Below are 21,428 nucleotides of genomic sequence, written 5' to 3' on the forward strand. Positions count from 1 at the left end.
ACAGCAAAATAATGGTTTCAATACATTTAATGTATGATGTATAATATTATAATAGAATATAAATTTTGTCAATTATAATATCTATATAGGGAGCTGTTTTCATGCATGATAATATTACATATGCTACATGCGCCGTCTGTGGTATAAAATTAAAATGGAAATACTGTAGGGTTTGCAAAGAACATCAGGCTGAGTATTATCGACTACAGCAAAAAAAACGATACGAGTATAGGGCGGCAAACGGACTATGTGTAAGGTGTGGAGCCATCGCTATCCCTAATAACGTGCGATGTGAAAAACACGTGAAAGAAAACAAGAAACATTGCGCTGATTATTATGAAGCAAAGTTAAAAATATGAATAGTCAAAATGGTTGCAGCTGCAACCGGAGTCCCGGTACTAGAGCCAACGGCGCGGATCGGCGTCAGTGTCAAAAAGGTACCGGCGCCAGGGCGCGGCAGCTGCAACACCTGTCCTGGTCCGGGTCGGTACCGGCATCGAGGAACCGGGCCGCAACCGCTAGAAATTATAGTTAAAATGGTACTAGTTTCGGACATGAGCGCCAGGCGCGGATGATCAGCAGCACTGATTTGTACAAATGAGGGAGAGGAATGATTATATTGAAAAAATATCTGGTATTACTTATATCTCTGATTTTAATAGGTATTCTGACCGGTTGTGGGCAAGGTAATGAGTACGAGGGTAAATGGATTACAAGTGTTGCAAGTAACTGGGATGGTGCGAAAATATTACGGAAATTAGAAATCAGAAAAAACGGAGAAAACTATATTCTTAATTTAAGTATAGAAGAATATAAAGATACAGGTAAAACATTAGGTCAAATGGGGAAAAGGGCTGCCTGGAAAACAGTCTCGGCCACTCCAATTAGCGCAACACTAAAAGATGGAAAACTCATAATTGATTCGTCCACAGCTTTTACTTATATCAAAAGTGATGGAACTATCTTAGGCCCCAAAGGTGAAATATACAAAAAGGAAACTACGGAAGAATATAATCGACTAAAGAGCGAATCCGCAGCAGTTTTTAAGCAAAAATATCCCAAGGTTATTATTGAAGAATAGTTCAGGGGGCATTCCCCCGAACTATTTTAAAATACAGAGTAAAGAAGGGGATTAAATATGTATAGTACGATACAGAAAAAAGAGCCAACTCATGAGCAATATACTAAATATCAGGAATTATATAACTATTTTAATCAGCAACTTTTTAATAGTAAATTACCATGTATAATATTAAATTTCTCACGAAAGGCAAATGTCGCTGGCTTTTTTGCACCAAATCGTTGGATATCGTTGCAGGGCAAAAATAAAACTCATGAGATAAGTATTAATCCTACATATATAGCAAGTGTTGAATTTATTGAAGTTTGCCAGACTCTTGTTCATGAACAAGCTCATTTATGGCAAATGGTATTTGGTAAGCCGTCCAGAAGTGGATATCACAACAAAGAATGGGCTAATAAGATGGAGAACATTGGCTTAATGCCAAGTAGTACTGGACAAGAGGGAGGTAAAAAAGTAGGGCAAAAAATGTCTGATTATGTAATTAAAGGCGGTAAGTTCGAAAAGGCTTTCGTTGATCTGCCAAAAGATTTAACATTACCATGGATATCAAATGAGTTTGATAGTGTTGTTAGTAACGACGAGGACGGGAGTGATCCAAAGCCACCTAAGATAAAGAGCAAAATAAAATATTCTTGTCCTGGCTGCACTCTCAATGTATGGGGGAAACCCAACATAAAAGTTTATTGTAAAAGTTGTGAAAGTTATTTAGAGCCTATTGAATAATTAATTTATGTATCGTACTATACATAAATTAATATTTTAACACACCTTCCATGAATCATACAAAGAAATATTTTGTATGATTCATGGAAAACCCCTGAAGCCTTATCTTATATAAGCTTTAGGGGTTTTCTTATTTAAACTAATTTATTTTTTATTTTTTAAATCATTTATATTTTGTGTTATAATATCATTATGTATGATATATTATTTGGAGGTTAACATGGAGTTTGTACAACCTATTCGTGATAAAAGAAAAATTGATAATATGAAAAAAATTTTATTATCTACTAATATTCGAGACTATTGCCTTTTTACTCTTGGCATTAATTCAGGATTGCGTATTAGTGATTTACTGTTTCTTAAAATTTCTGATGTATTAAATAATACTGGAAAAATTCGCGAAAGAATTACGATCAGAGAAAGAAAGACGAATAAAACTAAAAACTTTCCTATAGCCGATATTGCCCAAAAAGCAATTTTAGAATATTTAAAAACTAGAACTTATCAAATTGATGAACCTTTATTTATCTCAAGAAAGAAAAATAAGGGTATAAGGGCATTGCAACGGGATCAAGCCTATAAAATTATTAATAATGCTGCCCGAGCTGTTGGGATTAGGGAAAAAATTGGCACTCATACTTTGCGAAAAACCTTTGGCTATCATGCATTTAAGAAGGGGATAACAATTGAAGTAATACAAAAACTTTTTAATCATTCTGCGTCTTCAATAACACTTAGATACATTGGAATAACTCAGGATGATCTTGATCAAGTTTATTTGGACCTTAATTTATAGCTTGCAATATCTGGCGCTTACTCAAGGTGCGGCCGCTTCTGCTAAGAAGAAAAAGTGAAACAAAAATCGCCCTTTTAATAAGGGCGATTGTGATATAATATGTAAGGGCAGAGATACCAGCTCTGCCCAAGACAACTGAAAGGAGGTGTCCCTATGCTCCAACTCATCTTAGAGGTGTTGTTGTGGGCGCTTAAGGTTGCATATGCACTACTGACCTTAGCGAACAAACATACACCTAATTAGGGAACTTCTCTCAGTTTACAAATGCCCTTGTTACCGCAGGGGCATTTGCTATTGGATTATACTTTTATTATACCCAATTTAGAACTTTATACAAGAAAAAATGTATACATTTACGATTTTATTGCTTCTTTATTATTATTGCATGCAATTTCGTTGCAATGTTGATTTGAGTTCGCATCCTATTTCATTACTATCACTGATATTTAAAACTAACAGTACTTGATTTCCAGAGTTATTAAACCATACTGCAGAGCATACGCTGGCCATAATTGGTAGTCCCCGACCTCTTATATTTTCAATGTCCCATTCGTTGAGTACCAATCGCTGATTTACTTTATTAATCTGATCAATTACGTCAAAACCATTATTATTGCTGACAATTCGTGCGTACATTTTTTTCCCTTTACGTTTTAAGGAAACTTTTACTTTAGCATTATTATAGCCTCCATTGCCATAATTAAGAGCATTAGATACAGCTTCATGCAACGCTAGTATAAAAGCAACAGAAAATTCTTTTGCATGTACCTTGAGAAATTGTTCAACAATCGGTAAGTTATCTAAATAACCATTAATACCGTTACATTGTATGGTGTATATATTAATGTTTTTATGCACGTTCAATACCTCCCAGATTAGGTTTAATACAAAAAAGCTTTTCCAAATGCGTCACGCGAAATAACATTTGTATGTGATCGGGCATATTGTAAACATATACGCTCCCTCCCCTATTAAGGGCTTTTTTGCGCAGATCAAGAAAAATCCCAATACCGGTAGAATCAATATATGTTACTTGACTCATGTCAAATTGAAAGTGAATGATATTATCATTCAATAATTTACCAAATTCATCATTAAACGTTCTTCGTTTACTTCCTTCAATTTCGCCGTAAACTGTCACCTTAACCGCTTTATCATCTTCTGATTTTATAAAATTAAACATTAGTATCCTCCTTAATTGTAACTATTAATGCTGATGCATCATCCCTTCTCAGAGGATCATGGCCGATCCTTTTCATGGCTGAAATTGTTTTTTGAGGCGGTAGTAGGCTCTTTGATAGTCTGTCGGAAAATCCATCTGTCATAAACATTATCCAATCCCCCTTTTTAAACCTTAAACATGATTCTGCATAATCCGCGGAAGGTATCATGCCAAGTAGATAACCCGGCATATCAATATATCGTGATTGTCCATTTAGATGGACATAAACCGGACTAATGCCTGCAGCTGTATAACAAAGTACTCCATCTGATTTTAAGCTAAACATAAGAGCGGCTGCATGAACCGGATCATTACGATCATCCCATAGTTTTCTATTAATCCACTCCATTCTTTTGCCAAGATTTTCAGATACATCAAAACTGCATCTAAAAAGTTCACGCAAAGAAAAAACCTGCAATGCGGAACAAATATCATGGCCTGTTGCATCAATTACATAACCATGCAGTGCATCATTCTCTTGATCATACCAGGTATCATAGAAGTCACCGCTGATCTCTTGTAATGGATAAAATAAAGTTTCAATTTTAACCCTTTCATTTTCGAAGGGCTGCGGTAATAAGGAAACTTGTCTGTTGTAAGCATCCTCTAATTCTTTAAGTATTTCAATACTTGAACGTTTTGGTTTAAATAGCGGGATTACTGCCTTTGATTGCATTTTCTCGACTCCCTTGCAAATAATCTGTCTTTCTTATGCTTTCCGTAAATACGGTGATCAAATTAGGATCAAACTGTTTTCCTGCTTGTTTTTTTAATTCATCCAATGCCTCAGATATATTAAAAGGCTTTTTGTAATGCCTGAAGCCTATCATAGCATCATAGGCATCTGCTATAGCTAAAATCCGGGCTTCCAAAGGGATATTATTGCCGCTTAAACCATATGGATAGCCGAAACCATCCCACCTTTCATGATGATAAAAGGCTATATAAGCATCTTGAATAAAATCAGGAAAAGATATCAAATATTCAAATCCAAAATAAGGATGATTTTTCATAATCTGAAATTCACTTTCTGTTAAATGTGTTTTCTTTTTTAAAATTGAATCAGGAATCGCCAATTTGCCGATGTCATGTAGTAAAGCGGAAATACTTAAAGCATTTAATTGTTCACTAGATAATCCAACAACTTTACCCAAATAAACTGCATATTTTTGAACTTGTTTTAAGTGCAGATAGGTTAGTGAGTCTATAATGATAAGATTGGTTAGCATAAAGCTAATTAACTCATTTCGACTAGATTTTAAATATTTAAGTGATACTAGATTTTTTATAAGCTTACTAATTTTCATTGTTTTATCTGCTATATATAAATAGTCGTTAAGGTTAATGTCTGAAAAAAACACTTTAAGCGTACCTATATCTCTTGCATTATCTGATAATTTAAAACTTAGATAAGGACTTGCATTAATAATTCCAATTTCGTACTCTGCAAAATAATCTGAAATAAAGTTAAGACTAACTCCAATTGATCCAGTATTTTCGATAATATCATTCAGCTGGTTAGTAATAGCCTTATTTACTAAGGGATCACCAGTAGTAACGTTAAAATAGCGTAAACTATCCATCACATTTTCACCTCAATTACATAAATAAATAATCAAGCATATTAACATAAAGACTTAGAAAACCTCCAGGAATAAAGAAGTTTATAGGAATAGCTATCCCCAAAAAATGACAGAATGGAAAAGGAGAAGTAGGAGTATTGCCTATCCCATTAATTATAAAAGCTAAAATACTAGCACAAAAAAGTACTGATATTGTGTCATATACACCTAAAACGGATGACATTAAGAGAATATATAAAACATCACCGAAGCCGAAAACTTCTATAAATAGGTTACGATAATTAAAACTTTTGTCTTTTATTTTTTGACAAATCACAGCTAATACTATAAATATGAAGCAGAAAGATATAGTTAAAAATAAGTCATACAAAATAACTAACAATTTTCCCATAAAAAATTGACAGAGTAATGAAATTAAAAGGTTTACAAAAATCATCCAATGATAGACATACTGTGTAAGGTAATCAATTATCATAATCATAATGGTGAAAATTGTAAAACTTGCATACAATATAAATTCTGGGCCAAAACCAACGTAGTTATAAATTACTAACCAAGTAATGCTACTGATTAATATCGTCGTTCCGGTTAATATACACAGAAATATAGCTGACAGATAGAATATGATCATAATACCCTCATTATTGAATTATATACTGATAGTTTTTCCCTGCTTTTTGTTGACTACTTGCACTAAGTTCAATAATCATTTTATTATTCGCAACTGTTATCACGATAGCATTATTCCAGGAGTCCAAGAACTGCGAACCATTCCACATCTTGAAGTCAGTGAAAAAACCTTCACTGACAATCTGATCATTAGTAGCAAAAGAATTATTTTCTAAATAATAAGCCGTATGTGCAGTTCCTAATGTATTTATACGATAAGTTGATTCAGCAATTTTCATTGATTTATGATAACTGAGAACACCAGCTAATATTAGTGAACTAATGAGTATTAATGCTACGACATTAATAATAGTGTCTGTTGTTAAAATGCCCCCAATAGATTTAGTTTTTAACATAAGTTCCTCCTATTGTTTGCTGCCAGCAGATTTTATAGTCCCATTACTTGGAGTTTTAATTAAGAGATTATATGTATCATCCATATTGACTGAATAAATAAAATTATTAATATCAATTGATTTTGGAATATAATTAACGTCATATAATTTAGTAAGATTATCAGGATATTCTTTGCCTTGACTTTTGTACCAGCGATTTAAAGCAAGATCAATAGCATATGCCTCCAATTTAAGCTGATCCATATAAATGTTATTTTTTACTCTGTGATGATCGGCAGGGCTTATAAATGTAACCGTACTGATAGATATAATCACTAGAATACAGATAAGCACAATTAAAGCTGTATTACCTTTAGATTTCACTGCTTTACCTCCATTTTGTTATGTATTATAATCTAGGGATGTATATCTTGCTTTTTGTCAAAATGTTTCTTAAATTATCAAGGAAGTGATATATGAGAAGAAAAAAATTACCAACGAGAGTTATTGGAAAAAAATTAGCAAAAAGGTTATTTCGTGGGAGAAAGGATAAGCAAAATACCGGTAAATATTATTGGACGGTTGGCGAATGGGTGACTCACTGGTATAGTCTATATAAAGAGTCGAAGCATTCAATAACAACCAGGCAAGTCCAAATGGTATATATAAATTCACACATTATACCTTGTATTGGCGATATTCTTTTGCATAAGATAACTGCTGCAGACTTGCAAAAATTTTTTAATACTCTAAGTAGAGAAGGGAATCGCTGTAAACTCAAAAATTCTAATAAATATGGAGGGCCATTATCTACATCGTGTTTGGAAAAAATCAGGTCCTTATTGCAATCCGCTTTTGATGCAGCTGTACGGGAAGGGCATATAGAAAAAAATCCAGTGCGTGAAACCGAATCAATCTCTGTTCGAACTCTTAAGATTGCTTTTTTTACGAAAAAACAACAATCCGTTTTTTTAAAGCAAACAATTAAACATAGATTCCACGTTGCCTATCAGCTGCTGTTTTACACCGGTTGCCGGAGAAGTGAAATTTTAGGCTTATCTTGGGATTGCGTGGATTTGGAAAGGTCATTTATACGCATTACACAGGTACTTGTAATTGTTAATGGCGTTCCAGTACTTAAATTTTATCCTAAATCAAAAAATTCAGTACGATCCATTCCCTTACATCCTTCCCTTACAAAATTATTGAAAGCTCATAAGAAAAAACAAGACCTTGAATCTCAAATATCGGGGTGGCGTAACGAGCATAATTTAGTCTTTACTAATAGAGATGGAAGTCCACACAATCCAAACTATTTTTTGCGTAACTTTAAAAACGTTATAAAAAAACTTGGGTTTTCTGATAGTCTACGAATACATAGTACACGACATACGTTTACAACAAATATGTTACAAATACCAGGTATTTCTATAGCTGATGTTCAAAGATTAGGTGGTTGGTCAGATACCCGAATAATACTCGAAGTTTATGCTCACACGGTTAATGAAACTCAGAGAAAAGCTGTACATAAGCTATATGAGCAAAATCATCCAATTGAAAAAAAATCTCGCAAAGGAAAGCTTTGAGCTTTCTTTTTTTTATATAAGCTGCCCAAGGAAACGGTACTTATAGGGCAGGTAAAATATTATTTACCACTGTAGGGACACACAGTTGGACAGTGCCGGACATCGGAATAAATACGGTATATGTTTCTATGTCTGGTGGCGGCGGCGGCGGTGCCTTGTCAACGCCGGATTTATTTTGACCGAATCGCCGGTTGAAAAATGACCCACTCGCCGGAATTAAAAACGCCGGGTATGCGAACGCCGATCAAAGTGTCACCGTTTTGTCCACGCCATTGATGTCAGCCGGTGGCACGGTCTTAACGCCGGTTTTCAATCTATCCTTAAGCCTGTAAGTGTCTCCACGTATGTTGATGACATGAGCGTGATGTAGTAGTCTATCCAATAAGGCTGTTGCGATAACCGTGTCGCTCATTAATTCGCCCCAGTCGCTGAAGAACTTGTTGCTTGTGAGTATTATGCTGCCTTTCTCATACCGTGAGCAGACCAGTTGGAACATCAATTCTGCTGCTTCGCGGTCAAGCTGTGCATACCCAACTTCGTCGACAATGAGTATGTCAGGGCGAAGATAAACCCTCCATCGCCGGTCCAGTCTGCCAGTTAGCAGCGATTTTTTCAGATCAGCGATGAGCTGAGATAAGCTAACAAAATATACGGTAAGCCCTGCTCTGAGCGCTTCAACTGCCAGTCCGACGGCAAGATGCGTCTTACCAACACCAGGCGGACCGAGAAACACCACGTTTTCGCTTCTTGCCGCGAATGCCAGCGTTGACAGTTCTTTAATCTGTCGCCTATCAATACTTGGCTGAAAGCCAAAGTCGAATTCATCTAGTGTTTTACGGTGCGGAAGACGAGATAATTTCATTCTTGTTTCTTCGCTACGCCGTTTTCGTTCGGCTTTCTCTACTCCGAGAAGCCCTCCGAGGAAGGATAGATAAGTTAGTTCACTGTGAGCCGCAGCCTCAAGCCGTGCATCAAGCAGCTCGGCGGCGGTACTAAGTCCTAGCTCTTTTAAAAGGTCGCGGGTATGTTCAAGTTCAATCATCAGATGACCCCGGCTACCTTGTCATAAATGCTGAGCGGCCTAATTTCAACCGAAGGTTTTTCAGTTTGCTTAGCGTAAGAAAGCGGTGATGCAATGCCGTTTCTTTCTGCCAGCCCTTCATACTGACCCTTAAGCCAGACGATCCTGCCAGATGTGTATACCACTTTATGATGAGCGATTCTCACTTCGCCGTCATAAGCCTCAAATTCGTCGCCGGAAATTCGCACTCTAACTTCACGCCCACTATACTGCCAAGGCACACCGTACTTTGCTCCGTCAAAGCTGACGAAACCATCCCTCGTCACTTTTCGCATCTCCCATCTGTATCTGTCGCGAACAGCTTTGTCCGGGAGAGGCAAGAGTGGCTCCTTCTTTAAAGTGATAAGCGGTATTTCACCGGTAGTACCATGTCGTTTGCTATCAACTTTACGGCACCACACAAGCGCCTGAAGATTAAGGTCATCGACATCGCGAAACTGTCTGCCTGGAAGGAAATTATCTTTTACATAGTTCACGAGACGTTCGACTTTCCCTTTAGTTTGGGGTCTTCTCGGACGGCAAACTTTAGGAAGGAAGCCCATATCTGCCGCAAAGTCTTCAAATCGCTTATTCCACAGCGGTTTGCCAGCCTCGCTGCCGTTGATGACGGTCTTCATCCTGTCGGTGAGAACAATCTGGGGAACGCCGCCGAAATACTCAAAGGCATTTACCATGCATCGGAGGAGGCTGTAGAAGTCACAGCGTTTAGTGAACTCCATATACTTACTTCTTGAACTACCCATGATCATAACAAATACTGGAGTTTTATGGACTATGCCGTGCTCGTCTATGTAGTGAGTTATACCCCAATCCATCTGGACCTGTTTACCTGGAGGCGTTTCATACCGTCTTACCGCTGGTGAACTCCTTGCCGGGCGCATGTCCTTCACATAGTCCTTGATGATGGTAATGCCGCCTGTATAACCTAGTTCCTGCAGGCGCTCATAGATTACCACACAGTTGAATATGCCGCTTTGTACCATCTTGTCGATGGTAGGCTTAAATGGATCAAGTTTAGAAGGCCTTGTCCGGCCTTTCAGGCGATGCTGCCCAGTATCACCGGTAGCATATTTCTTCGCAGTGTTTTTTGATATACCTAATTCTTTACCAATTGAATACGGGGATTGACCCGCCAGAGCCTTTTGTTTTATCATTAATATCAGCCCACTCCTTAACATTTGCTACCCCCTGGTGATCTAGTCAATCCCAATGGTAGCTTATGATTTTGGTGTGGGTCAATTCTTTTCCGGCTTTATGGGTCAATTATATCCCGGCGGTGACAGCCTCAAGTTCTGGCTCCGCAGGCGGTGGTGGTGGTGCTGCTTCTGTTATGGCTAAAGAAGTAACTGTAACTCCTGGCGAAACAATATCTATTACTGTTGGAGCTGGTGGAGCTGGTGCTCCTGGTAATGGTTATTCCGGATATAATGGTGGTGCATCTTCTTTTGGCAGCTATATTTATTGTGCTGGTGGATATGGCGGTGCAGCCGGAAGTGGGCGCGGTGGTAATTCCGGTGGAAGTTATGGAACTCGCGGCGGCGATGGTAATTATACATTTAGTGCAGGTGGTGGTGGTAGTTTATTTGGTGGTGGTGGAAATTACTCTTGGCAAGGACGCGGTGATGCAAGCGGTTTTGGTGCCGGTGGTGGTCCTGGTGCCGGTGGCCAGGGAGGCTATGGTTCACAAGGATTTGTGTTAGTAGAATGGTAAGCTGCCCAAGAAAACGGTAAGTCTATATCTGTCTTATCCGGCCAAATTTGGCATGGCCAGCAAATTCCTTTGCCAGCGGGCTTTACACAAGAGGAATGTACATGGTTTGTAAGTCCGGCTGATACTAATCCGTCAGGATATTTAATGGATATAGACGAGGGTTATAACGGTTATCACAGTAGAATAATATGCCAAGTAGATAGTAATCGTATTGTAAATAGCCAATGGCTTATAAGAGGTCATATACCAGGATTATCTTCTCCATCAACAAATCATATCCACTACTTACCAACGAGGGCAAATTATATAATCATCGGAATAAAAAAATAATAAGCTGCCCAAGAAAACGGTAGCGTACCGATTGGAACAATTATTATTTGGGCTTCTAATATTATGCCTAGTGACGGTACCTGGCTAGAGTGTAACGGGCAATCTACGGTATCCTATCCAGAGTTAGCCTCTATTATAGGTGCAACTGTACCGGATTACCGGGGCGTTTTTTTACGTGGTCACGGTAGTACTTTAAGTACTCATTACGGCACAGTTACACATAGTTCAGGTAATCTAAATGAGTTGCAAGGCGATGCTATTCGTAATATATGGGGATCGGTTATATACGCTGGCACAAGTGCTTTATATAATGCTACAGGTGCCTTTTACGTCGCGGGTACTAATTGGGGTTATTATCATCAATCCGACGGAACAAATTATGGATACGCAAGTTTTGATTCTTCTCGCATTGTACCAACATCAAATGAAAATAGGCCAATTAATAAAGCTGTTAAATATCTTATCAAAGCTAAATAGAAACTGCCCAAGAAAACGGTAATGTACCACCAGGTACAATATTGCCTTGGTATGGTGATTTAGCTGATATTCCGGCAGGATTTCTTTATTGCGATGGTACTAACGGTACACCGGACTTGCGTGGCCGGACGCTAGTCGGAACTGGTCTATGGAATGATGCTTACGGTTCTACTATTTATTCCCTGGGTAGTTTTGGCGGTGAACGTGTGCACAAACTTACCATTGAAGAAATGCCGGCACATGATCATACAACATCATTAACAATAAATAGTGGTGATGGATATGTAGCTCGTGGCTTATATGCTGGCGGGAGAAATGACGGATCAGTTAATAGAGTATCCAATTTATCTGGAGGTGATCGGCCTCATAATAATATGCAGCCATATATGCCTGTCCACTGGATTATAAAGCTCTAAGGAATGGTAAGCTGCCCAAGGAAGTGGTAATAAAGTCGCTGTACTTACTGGTGTTATCAGTCATGGTCAAACCGTACCACTACCGGAAGGCTTTACAGAATCGGAATGTACATGGGTACTTATACCAAGAGAGTTTGGCATAACTCAAAAACCTATGGCTATGACAATCAATTCTATTTTAATGGCCGTAAAAGCTGTGGTTGAAGCAAAAGAAGGAACGACACCCACCGCTACTTACATAGTAATTGGAAAAAAAATAATTTAATCTGCCAAAGGAAACGGTTATTCAATCGTTTGGGGACAACGGATGGACCAAATTACCGTGGGTCTAATTATTCAATGGGGCGGGGGGCCAACCTCTGAATTTACTACTACCATTAAAATAGAATTGATTCCCATTTCCTAATAGGTTTTGAGTCAATGTCAAATTCTTGGTATGGCATTCGGAAAAATCATCAAGTGGACTTGATTATGGTTTATTCTGTATCCAAAACAAGTTTTTTTTCATCTGTAACATGGTTGGGGAGCTAATTTCTATTGGTTTGCAGTCGGATATTAAGTTAATTTTTTTGCAAGTCTTATAACCCGTATCTGCATGAAGATAAGTTGGATACACTTAACCCAAGATATTAAAATTACCATTTGCCACTATGTTACATATTTCCCGCGACAAAAATTTATATTGCCAGACGGAAGTAACTGGCGGCGGTTTCAATCCGGCATTTGAAATCATTTTTTCCGCCTAAAACGTACTCAGGATAACCACCATTGTCCCCAGATATAGCACTAGCGTCCGGCCACTGAACGTAATAACCGGGGAAGGGATTAATAAAAAAGTCAAGCGGAAGTTTAAAGATATCGTTCCAACGTTAATAATATTTGGCCATTTCTAAATTACCGTTTTCTTGGGCAGTTAACGGTTTCAAATACGTTAATTTGAACAGTGGGACTGTACCACTTGGCTTATAAACCTTTACAGTGATATCACGTTTTTTAGTATTTTCATCTATTTCTACTTCATCACCGATGGAAACTTCAGTTTCAAAACCGGTATCAGCATAAGCAGTTCTACTTTCAGCTGCTAAATCCAATTTATCATAATCAATTGCTTTAGCCAGTTCCATTTTAGACTGAGCAACATATAAAACCTGGGCGTCAGTTTTTGCAGCTGCAGTACCGACATGTACAGCACTAAGATATTTTATACCGCCAGCTACAAGGCCAACCATTAGAGAAGAAGCTAAAAGTAAGCCTACAACTATGCCACTTATACCTTTTGACTTATGCCTGAAAAAATTCATAGTCCCTCCTTTTTGGTTTTTGTAGGTGAGTAATTTATTACTCACCTACAATATCATCCAAAATTAGAATGGCCTCACAATTGGAGTTTTACCATTTCCTGTACTTGTAACATTTCGATCTGCACCTGTTCGCGTATATTGATACGGAGCATCCCAGTAATCAGTAATTGTTGTTGGATCAGTAGTCCATCCCGGTACTTTAACATAAGGGTCCCTCGCTTCACCATCAATAGATTGCTCTGCGGTTAAACCAACCGTCAAATCGCCAAGAGTGGCCGGAGGTTCCCCACTTTTACTTTCTACTGCATATTGTGCGCATGCACTAGCAAGCTGGTAAGTTTGGTAATGTGTCAGCCCTCTTTTTACAAGGTCAATTACCTTGGGACCGGTATAAATTCCAGCACCAAAAACTAAAATAATTACCATAACATAAATAATAGTTTCTGTAGAGAAAATACCCCCAAAACTCTTTTGATTGCGTAATTTTTTAATCATTTTTAAATCCTCCCTTTTATTTATTCTGAAATAATTCCTACATCATCGCCGGAGAAATTTGCATTTGGCAAACTTGAACCACTTCCACCAGAATTATTCTGCTTATCTCTGCCAATAGACCATACTGCAAATCCCTTTTCAGTCCGTGCATAGCAATAAGCACTTATCCCACCCGTACCATTCACTCCAGTATTAGTATTTCCCCAAGGATCTCTCTCCGGCAGTGAAGTCAATTCTGGTTCGTAACCTCCTACACTTACCAGTAAAGCTTGCTGATTTACTGGATATTCGTTTGTTCTTGACTTATACCGCGATATTGCACCAGATATCCTAGATATATCAGCCATCGCCTCACCCTTTTTCCCAAAATCATACAACTTATTAACGGGAAGCGTTGGTAGAGAAGATACTAATATTAGGAAGGCAACTGCAAGAATAATATGCAACCCGACTGCTCCCTTGCTTTTTTGCACTATCATGTTTGGCTCTCCTTATCTAACCTATTTGCTCAGTCAGCCCCATTAGCGAAATTAGTAACGCAGCTAGAATCAAAAGAGCAAATGACACACAAATGACAATACCTAAAATCATAATATTATCGGTATAATCATTTGCAGCTTCTGTTCTCGCATCGTCATAATCATCGGCCGCAAGCAATAGTAATTCTGGTAAATCGGATCTGCCGGTAGTCTCGCAAGTCTTGATAAATTTAACAATTTTTGAACTGATCATTTTATTAGTATTGGCATTCTTAAGTGCTTCAGCGATTTGTTCACCTTGGCTTATTTGATAATCAACATATTCAAGCATTTCGTTGACTGCCTTATTTTTAATAACTGCAGATGTTAACATTATCGCATTTGTTGGCGTTTCTCCCATTTTGATAAATATTGCCATTAATTTTGAAAAAAGATATTGAGTGTTACTCCAATAATACTTCCGATATAATGGCAGCTTAAATTTTAAACGGCCAACAAAAACCGGAAATTTCTTTTCGATAAGCTTTACAGCCTGTGGCAAAAACAAAAAGGGAATAATCAATATATAGATATGTTCCATGCCGTATTGAACAGTTTCCATAAGCTGAAGCATTGAAGGTGATATTTTAGCGTTTAACCCCCTATACAATTCAAACAAATTAGGGATAGCAAAGTAAACAAAGATACAGAGTGTTAAGAGAACGATTGACATCATGAAGTAAAAATTCCTCATGGCTCTGTTTATCTTGCGATAAATCTTTTCATTATTTTTGAGATATTTCATGATTTCCACAAGTTGTTCTGACATACTGTCGGTATCCTCACCGGCTCTTAGAGTCTCAATGACAAATTCCGGGAATATATCATGATAACTAAACGCATCGGCAAGAGTTACCCCATTTTCTAAGTCAGTAATAATCACAAGGAGCGCATCACGGAGCCGTTCATTTTCAACATCATCAATTAACATTTCAATAGCGGTTTGCCAGTTAACATCGTTTTTATACGATGATGTTACTTCTCTGAAAAAGTCAGTAAGTTCACCATAGGACGGCTTGGGGCGTGAAATATTCTCAAAAAAGGCTCTTACGTTATAACTAGAATTTAGCAATAATTCGCTAATCGCAGACATTCCTTATCCCGCCTTTGTCTGTTCTCTTATGGCACGAAGTTCTTCATTGTCATCCTCATTACGATCTAATTCCTTTACCAAGTTTTCCAATGAAATTTCGCCTTCGGCAACCATATCAATGCCTTTTTCCCACATAGATACAAAACCTTTTTCTTGCTTTAGATATTCCATCATTTCAACAATGCCTCGTTCTCCGGCCATATAATCTCTTAGCTCATTATCAAAAAATAGAAATTCAGCCAACGCCTTTCTACCGTACTCAGAACATCTAGGGCAGCCCTTACTTCTTTTAGGCGTACCATTAAAAACTTTTTCTTTTTCTTTGCTAGTCAGATGTATTAATGCAGCCTCAGTTGGTTCATATGCCTCACTGCAATGAGGACAATTGACCTTTATAAGTCGTTGAGCAACAATACAAAGCATTTCAGACAAGATAATTTTACGATCTATACCCATAGTGAAAAGTCGAGGTATAGCCATAATGCTATCGCGGGCATGCAATGTAGTTAAGACCAGATGTCCTGTTTTAGAGCCTTCAAGTACAGCCTCTGCTTCTTTGGCCGAACGAATTTCCCCAATAAGTAAGATATTTAAATCATTTCGTAATGTAGCCTTAATTGCTTTAAGATAAGTCCAACTTTTCGATTCATCCTCATGTTCACGAATCGGAATTTGTACAATACCCTCAACCCTGTATTCGGGTGGATCTTCAATTGCAAAGATTTTATTCTCTTTGATACCGCAAGCTTCCAATGTCGCGTACATCCCGGTTGTTTTTCCACCACCAGTAGGAGCTACATACAATATAAGACCGCTTTTTCTTTTATAGCGTTTTCTATAACGAATTAAGTCAGATAATTCATAACCCAAATCTTCGAGAGATAACACAATCTTTGCCGGGTCAAGTATCCGAATTGTTATTTTTTCCTGTCTGATTGAAGGAATAGTGGCTACACGGCAATCATAATATTTACCCTTATTGTCGTGGTCCTCAATAAAAAATTGTCCCTTCTGCTCCATATGTTTAAGTGTAATATTTAAGCCAGGCTTACACATATTCTTGATAATATTGATAACACTACCTTTTTCTTGCTTTGATATGTAATATCTATCAGATACATCAATTATGTCACCATTGATGCGAAACTCAACTTTACTAGTGTTATCCCATGGATCAATGTGGATATCGGAGGCACCAGTTCTAATTGCCTCCTGGATGAGAGCATTAACTTTATGAACGGTTGGCGAACCGGTATCCTCAAGGGCTTTGCTAGCATTTATATCCTCTCGCTCAATCTCAGCCATACCTTTGACAGTTAGGCTGGTACCAGCATATTTTATTTGCAAATCAAGATAATAGTAAGCTGCTTTTTCTAAAACATCCCGCTTGACTTCTTTAAGAATAATTGGCAGGCCAAGTAAATTTTCTAAAATCGGAATGCACTTTAAATTTTCTGTATACTTTGAAGTTGCTAAAATTAATGTGCTATGTAAATCATGCCGTCTTTGATAAATCATTACCGGAAACACATGAAAGTCATTAACAATTGATTTATCTACTAAATCGATAATATCTTGCGGAATATCTATTTTAGTCAAATCACTCAGATCCGGTATTTCAATAAACTTGTTATCCATATTTATCCTCCTCTTAGATTTCAACAGATGATATTTGAGCATCAACATCATTTACTGGCAATTCTGTTGACAATGATTGCTCTGTTACGGTAGGAGCTTTTTCCTGCGATTCTTTGTTCTTTTTAATTATTTTTCCGTTTTTATCCAAGACATAGGGAGTTACAAAAAACATAACCTCACTTTCTGATTTATTTTTGTCCTTGCTTCTAAAAAGAGCACCTAATATCGGCAGATCCTTTAGAATAGGTATACCAGATAAGGATTTAATATCTTCCGTCTTTATTAAACCGCCAATAACGATTGTTTCGCCGCTATCTACTCGAACAGTAGTTTCAGCTTTCCTGGTGCCAATTTGTGGAGCTTTAGAACCGCCATTATACTCCACCCATTTTGTAATACTTGATATTTCTGGTTTAAGATCCACTGTAACAAAATGAGCACCATCATCATCGATATTAATTCTTGGTGTAGCTTTAAAATTTACGCCAACCGGCTTAAACTCAACCGAAGAACTTCTGGAGCCATCGGAAAAAGAATCAGTTTTAATTACCGGTACTTCTTCACCAATTAGAATTTCAGCTGTTTTACCATTTTCAGTAATAGTAAACGGCTTTGCAATTATTTTCCCACGTGAAATAATAGATTCGGCATTCAGAGTTGTTGCGTATGATATATTTTTATTTTCAGATGTATTGCTATAGTTACCCCAAACATGGTTAAAACCTAATTTTTCAGAATCAGATTTTGATATTTCAACCATCTGAGTCATAATTAATACCCGCTGTGTAGGTATATCTAATTCACTAATTGTCTTTTGTGCTTTTTTAATTTGCCAAGGTGTACCGTCTACCGTTACCGTTGAGTATTCAGGGTGTATTGTTATATTGGCTTCAGGCATATATGCTTGCAACGCAGTTTTAACCAAGCTTAAATTCGCATAACGAACATTAATTGTTTTGGAAAGAGAATTAATTTTAGCTGGACTTACGATTAGATAACCATCTTCAATTTTCCAGTTAAAGTCATACGACTGAGAAATTTTATCCATAATTTCTTCTAATGACGTATCAGGAATAGTCATATTAATCTTTCCTTGGATTTCATCGGGTACAATAGCATAAAGCCCTGCGTTCTTGGCAAGCGTATGGATTGTCTTGGGAAGATCAGCACCTTTGTATTCGGCAGCATGTACAGGTGCGGTGATGATCATTAAACATATTGCACATACATAAATTAATAGTTTTTTCATGCTTCTACCTCCATCTACTGTATAATAGCCGGTATTTTAGGGCGAATAGGCGATAGTCCAAACTTTTGGGCTGTACTCTGTCCATTAACGGATACGAAATTACCATTAAGTGTTACTCCTTGTTTGCTAATGTCAGAAATAAATCCCCATTTCGAATCGCTATTTTCGTCAACAATCAATTGCTCTGATCCATTGCTTAAAATAGCTTGTCCCTTACCATTTGCAGCGGGTATTAAACCTACAATCTGGATATTTGCAGTTAATGCTTGTCCCTGATCCGTCATCGAACCTTCTGGAAAATTGAATGGAATTTTCGTAGTAATCTTTGGTAGAGAGCCTTGTAATATATCCAGATTTACGCTAGTTGACGCTTCCGGCAAATTTGAAAAAGGAGAAGGGAATTCATTAACAACAATATCCTCATGATTTACCGGTGCAGCGCGAACCTCTTTTTGAGTAGCTACCTGTTTACTTACTGTATTTACCGGCTTATTATGTACAGGAGGTTTTTCATTAAATAAACTGGCATAATAATAAACAAGAATCACACTACCAGCTATCACCATACCAATAAGCAGTCGGCGCTCTTTTGCTTTCATAGCGGATATACCCTCCTATTCTGTAAAAACTTTATACTTTAAGGTTGTTACGACTGATGTACTTCTTGAAATTGTATCCATTTTGAATGCAGTAACATTTAAAAAGACATCACCATTCTGAAGATAACGTATAAATCGCATCGAGTCGGCCCATGAACCAGTAAACTTAATTTCATATTCAGCGCCAGGAGCTGGACCAGCTTCGCCAGCCGAAGCTTTCGATTTCGTATTATTATTAACAGTATGTATGGTATCTAAGTTCAAATTTTCGGATCGCATTTTTTCAATTAACTTACTTTGAATTTGATCCAGTTCAGTTTTATCCACTGGTATTCGATTTTGAGCTAATTTTTTCATATATACCTGATTGTTTGTTTCAGCAGCAAGCAAGTATTGGTTAATTTGCTGTATTTCTTTCTCAACTCTATCTACAGCAATCTTAGCAGTATAGACCTCCACATAACCGAATACAGTTAATGGAAAAATAAGCGCAAACATTATTAAAAGCTTTTTGATTAAAGCAAGTCTTTTTGACTTATCCTTTTTTGATTGCTCCAATTGAGTTTTTAAGTCCACGATATACCTCCTTACTGCACATTAGCCCTGATTGATGCTTCCTTAATATTGAAAGAACTATTATTTTTAACAGATGTAACCTTTTCAACCTGCCCCTGCTGGAAAGAACCATGTAAATTAATTTTGTTCGTAAATTCATAAAAAATTTTAGGATTTTTACTAAAGCATTCAATATTGACTTTATTATCATTAATGATCAACGAAGTGAATTTTATATCTTCCGGCTTTACAATCAGAAGCTGATCAATTGTATCCGTAATATCTTTTTTCTCTTTTTCAGCTTTGGCGATTTTCTGTACTTTAATATGAATTTCCGCTTGTTTAGTTATCGCTTCCTGATACTGAGTCTTAAGAGCAACCGGGGTTTCTTTTGGATACATGGCATAATAGCTGTAAAAACCAATTTCAATTGCTAGGAAAATTACTAACATAGCAGTAATAGCTAAGAGTATATAAAAAATTTTGTCCCGGTTCCTTTCATACTCGATTTGTTTTATTGCATCACTTCCTAACAGATTTACTGCTGCGTAACGCTTCACGTTTACTCCTCCTTTCGTAAATTGTTGAAAGCAATAGCCCGATAGGAGCAGCATTAGCCGTTAAATCCGCCGGACCATAACTTTGAGATATAACATAGTCAGACATTGGCATTATTTTAAAACGGTCCACCAACTCAGATTCGTCTATAGTTTGCATAAACGTTTTGTGAAAACCTTGCAATTGTAAGATATTACATGCATTGTAGTTCACTTGCCCAAAGGTGTCCGCAGCAATTTGATCAAATTGTTCTACAGCCTCACTAAGACCCTTCTGTTGATTTTCTTCATCTAAATATCTTTTGATAATCGTAAAAATTCCAATTTTAGGGTGAGAACCTGATAATGTAAAAGTAGTCTGAGCCACATTGTTTTCAATATAGCAATAAGTATCGTTGAAACCTTCGAAACGAAAGGCAGAAATAGCTTCATTTTCAATTGACAATATTTTTAAATCGGCACCGGCTGCAGCGTTACTTAGTAATTCAATATATTTCTTTTTGACGGCAACACCTGTAAGCCATACATTTTTATGCGTTTTTACTATTTTGCCTTTATCAATTATAAAAGCTTTCGAGTCCTTTAAACCCAGGCTATTCATTACCATTCTGTCAATTTCTTGTTTTAAATAATTATTGTTAGGTACATTTTCAAAATACTTGCAATTCATGATAGTAAGGTCCGTCGGAATTGTAATATGTATATAATTTTCCTTAACTTGACTTGCTATTTTCTCAAACAAATTCTGAATTGGCGTAATTTTATCTGAAAGTAAATATTGTACAACAGGTTCAAAATTTACAATTTTTTTAACCTCAAGTCGGCCTTTACTCTCTTTGCCAATCACAACTTGCGTACAATCATGTTTTAGCGTTATCGCAATGTCCATTCAATCACCCCTAAAAATAATCATAGGATCTACATATTGACCGTTTTCCCAAAGCTCAAGGTGCAGATGTGGGCCGGTGGAATATCCTGTACTACCTACAGCCGCTATCACTTGTCCTTCTTCAACATATTGACCTGCAGAAACGTATAGCTCACTACAATGAGCGTATAATGTATAACGGTTGTTTCCATGATCAATTAAGACTATATTTCCATATCCTCCATATTCACCATAAAACACGATCTGACCAGACCACATTGCCGGAATAGGAGCACCATAATCGGCAGCTAAATCAATTCCACTGTGAAAACTTTTTTTGCCATTAATCGGATGCTCACGCCAGCCAAATTCCGATGTAAGAGTAAAGGCATTACATACCGTAACGAATCCAAATATGAACAGGATACAAAAGACAATTATTCGCTTCATATGTTTTACACTTTCCGCTTCCGCTAATAGCTGTTTGATGGGGCGCCGGGGAAAATCATCAAATCATTACAAAACAATTTGAAGCCCCATGA

General features: G+C 37.2%; 27 protein-coding genes. 7 read left to right on the forward strand and 20 right to left on the reverse strand.

Features of this window, described 5'->3' with window-relative positions; translation table 11 throughout:
• Positions 1-610 precede the first annotated feature (610 nt).
• The 3 genes from SPSPH_RS23210 to SPSPH_RS23220 all read left to right on the forward strand — a co-directional run bounded on the left by SPSPH_RS23210 (position 611) and on the right by SPSPH_RS23220 (position 2,603).
• Entirely contained in the window at positions 611-1,081 is a 471-nt protein-coding gene (locus SPSPH_RS23210; protein ID WP_075758167.1) for a hypothetical protein, read from the forward strand.
• A gap of 57 nt (positions 1,082-1,138) precedes the next feature.
• A complete protein-coding gene (locus SPSPH_RS23215) occupies positions 1,139-1,807 on the forward strand; it encodes a SprT-like domain-containing protein (protein WP_075758168.1) in 669 nt (222 codons plus the stop codon).
• Positions 1,808-2,027: 220 nt separating this feature from the next.
• Positions 2,028-2,603, forward strand: coding sequence for a site-specific integrase (locus SPSPH_RS23220; protein WP_075758169.1), 576 nt, complete (start codon positions 2,028-2,030; stop codon positions 2,601-2,603).
• Positions 2,604-2,981: 378 nt separating this feature from the next.
• Here SPSPH_RS23220 and SPSPH_RS23225 read toward each other — a convergent pair whose 3' ends face one another.
• The 7 genes from SPSPH_RS23225 to SPSPH_RS23255 are packed head-to-tail and all read right to left on the reverse strand — an operon-like array spanning position 2,982 to position 6,796.
• Positions 2,982-3,461: an ATP-binding protein gene (locus tag SPSPH_RS23225; RefSeq protein WP_075758170.1), complete on the reverse strand. Its 480-nt coding sequence runs from the start codon at positions 3,459-3,461 to the stop codon at positions 2,982-2,984.
• Positions 3,454-3,786, reverse strand: a complete 333-nt coding sequence (locus SPSPH_RS23230) for an STAS domain-containing protein (protein ID WP_075758171.1) — start codon at positions 3,784-3,786, stop codon at positions 3,454-3,456. The genes SPSPH_RS23225 and SPSPH_RS23230 overlap by 8 nt, the downstream gene beginning before the upstream one ends.
• Positions 3,779-4,501 carry a PP2C family protein-serine/threonine phosphatase gene (locus SPSPH_RS23235; protein WP_075758172.1) on the reverse strand — a complete coding sequence of 241 codons (723 nt, stop codon included), beginning with the start codon at positions 4,499-4,501 and terminating at the stop codon, positions 3,779-3,781. Before SPSPH_RS23235 ends, SPSPH_RS23230 begins: the two co-directional genes overlap by 8 nt.
• On the reverse strand, positions 4,470-5,408 hold the full coding sequence (locus tag SPSPH_RS23240) for an HD-GYP domain-containing protein (RefSeq protein WP_075758173.1): 939 nt from the start codon (positions 5,406-5,408) through the stop codon (positions 4,470-4,472). Before SPSPH_RS23240 ends, SPSPH_RS23235 begins: the two co-directional genes overlap by 32 nt.
• Positions 5,409-5,424: 16 nt before the next feature.
• Positions 5,425-6,039, reverse strand: coding sequence for a prepilin peptidase (locus SPSPH_RS23245; protein ID WP_075758174.1), 615 nt, complete (start codon positions 6,037-6,039; stop codon positions 5,425-5,427).
• 10 nt (positions 6,040-6,049) lie between these two features.
• Entirely contained in the window at positions 6,050-6,433 is a 384-nt protein-coding gene (locus SPSPH_RS23250; protein WP_075758175.1) for a hypothetical protein, read from the reverse strand.
• Between the two features lie 9 nt (positions 6,434-6,442).
• Positions 6,443-6,796: a hypothetical protein gene (locus SPSPH_RS23255; RefSeq protein WP_075758176.1), complete on the reverse strand. Its 354-nt coding sequence runs from the start codon at positions 6,794-6,796 to the stop codon at positions 6,443-6,445.
• A gap of 92 nt (positions 6,797-6,888) precedes the next feature.
• Here SPSPH_RS23255 and SPSPH_RS23260 point away from each other — a divergent pair, with 92 nt between their 5' ends.
• Complete coding sequence (locus SPSPH_RS23260) at positions 6,889-7,998, forward strand: tyrosine-type recombinase/integrase (RefSeq protein WP_075758177.1); 1,110 nt, start codon at positions 6,889-6,891, stop codon at positions 7,996-7,998.
• A 244-nt stretch (positions 7,999-8,242) separates the two neighbouring features.
• On the opposite strand, the gene istB is transcribed toward SPSPH_RS23260, so the two are convergent.
• Together istB and istA are read right to left on the reverse strand one after the other, a co-directional pair.
• Positions 8,243-9,040: an IS21-like element helper ATPase IstB gene (istB, locus tag SPSPH_RS23265; RefSeq protein ID WP_075758178.1), complete on the reverse strand. Its 798-nt coding sequence runs from the start codon at positions 9,038-9,040 to the stop codon at positions 8,243-8,245.
• Positions 9,040-10,257, reverse strand: coding sequence for an IS21 family transposase (istA, locus tag SPSPH_RS23270; protein WP_075758179.1), 1,218 nt, complete (start codon positions 10,255-10,257; stop codon positions 9,040-9,042). Before istA ends, istB begins: the two co-directional genes overlap by 1 nt.
• 152 nt (positions 10,258-10,409) lie before the next feature.
• Here istA and SPSPH_RS23275 point away from each other — a divergent pair, with 152 nt between their 5' ends.
• The 3 genes from SPSPH_RS23275 (at position 10,410) to SPSPH_RS23285 (ending at position 12,013) form a co-directional block, all read left to right on the forward strand.
• Positions 10,410-10,790, forward strand: coding sequence for a glycine-rich domain-containing protein (locus SPSPH_RS23275; RefSeq protein WP_422397045.1), 381 nt, complete (start codon positions 10,410-10,412; stop codon positions 10,788-10,790).
• Between the two features lie 375 nt (positions 10,791-11,165).
• On the forward strand, positions 11,166-11,597 hold the full coding sequence (locus tag SPSPH_RS23280; RefSeq protein WP_269147963.1) for a phage tail protein: 432 nt from the start codon (positions 11,166-11,168) through the stop codon (positions 11,595-11,597).
• Between the two features lie 41 nt (positions 11,598-11,638).
• Entirely contained in the window at positions 11,639-12,013 is a 375-nt protein-coding gene (locus SPSPH_RS23285; protein ID WP_143559053.1) for a phage baseplate protein, read from the forward strand.
• Between the two features lie 869 nt (positions 12,014-12,882).
• Here SPSPH_RS23285 and SPSPH_RS23290 read toward each other — a convergent pair.
• The 11 genes from SPSPH_RS23290 to SPSPH_RS23340 are packed head-to-tail and all read right to left on the reverse strand — an operon-like array spanning position 12,883 to position 21,336.
• On the reverse strand, positions 12,883-13,359 hold the full coding sequence (locus tag SPSPH_RS23290; RefSeq protein ID WP_338738342.1) for a hypothetical protein: 477 nt from the start codon (positions 13,357-13,359) through the stop codon (positions 12,883-12,885).
• Between the two features lie 18 nt (positions 13,360-13,377).
• A complete protein-coding gene (locus SPSPH_RS23295) occupies positions 13,378-13,809 on the reverse strand; it encodes a hypothetical protein (RefSeq protein ID WP_075758107.1) in 432 nt (143 codons plus the stop codon).
• 20 nt (positions 13,810-13,829) lie between these two features.
• The gene (locus SPSPH_RS23300) at positions 13,830-14,288 is read right to left on the reverse strand and encodes a type II secretion system protein GspG (RefSeq protein ID WP_075758108.1); all 459 of its coding nucleotides are present in this window, start codon (positions 14,286-14,288) and stop codon (positions 13,830-13,832) included.
• A 16-nt stretch (positions 14,289-14,304) separates the two neighbouring features.
• Positions 14,305-15,420: a type II secretion system F family protein gene (locus SPSPH_RS23305; protein ID WP_075758109.1), complete on the reverse strand. Its 1,116-nt coding sequence runs from the start codon at positions 15,418-15,420 to the stop codon at positions 14,305-14,307.
• Positions 15,421-15,423: 3 nt separating this feature from the next.
• Complete coding sequence (locus SPSPH_RS23310) at positions 15,424-17,058, reverse strand: GspE/PulE family protein (RefSeq protein ID WP_075758110.1); 1,635 nt, start codon at positions 17,056-17,058, stop codon at positions 15,424-15,426.
• A gap of 13 nt (positions 17,059-17,071) precedes the next feature.
• Complete coding sequence (locus tag SPSPH_RS23315) at positions 17,072-18,307, reverse strand: type II secretion system protein GspD (RefSeq protein ID WP_075758111.1); 1,236 nt, start codon at positions 18,305-18,307, stop codon at positions 17,072-17,074.
• Positions 18,308-18,321: 14 nt separating this feature from the next.
• Positions 18,322-18,906 carry a hypothetical protein gene (locus SPSPH_RS23320; protein WP_075758112.1) on the reverse strand — a complete coding sequence of 195 codons (585 nt, stop codon included), beginning with the start codon at positions 18,904-18,906 and terminating at the stop codon, positions 18,322-18,324.
• Between the two features lie 15 nt (positions 18,907-18,921).
• Positions 18,922-19,482, reverse strand: a complete 561-nt coding sequence (locus tag SPSPH_RS23325; RefSeq protein ID WP_075758113.1) for a hypothetical protein — start codon at positions 19,480-19,482, stop codon at positions 18,922-18,924.
• An 11-nt stretch (positions 19,483-19,493) separates the two neighbouring features.
• Positions 19,494-20,021, reverse strand: a complete 528-nt coding sequence (locus SPSPH_RS23330) for a hypothetical protein (protein ID WP_075758114.1) — start codon at positions 20,019-20,021, stop codon at positions 19,494-19,496.
• On the reverse strand, positions 19,984-20,907 hold the full coding sequence (locus SPSPH_RS23335; protein ID WP_075758115.1) for a hypothetical protein: 924 nt from the start codon (positions 20,905-20,907) through the stop codon (positions 19,984-19,986). The genes SPSPH_RS23330 and SPSPH_RS23335 overlap by 38 nt, the downstream gene beginning before the upstream one ends.
• Positions 20,908-21,336 (reverse strand): M23 family metallopeptidase, encoded by a 429-nt coding sequence (locus SPSPH_RS23340; protein ID WP_075758116.1) that lies wholly within the window; start codon positions 21,334-21,336, stop codon positions 20,908-20,910.
• Positions 21,337-21,428 lie beyond the last annotated feature (92 nt).

It is taken from the genome of Sporomusa sphaeroides DSM 2875 (assembly GCF_001941975.2).
In the GTDB taxonomy this organism is placed as follows: Bacteria; Bacillota; Negativicutes; order Sporomusales; family Sporomusaceae; genus Sporomusa; species Sporomusa sphaeroides.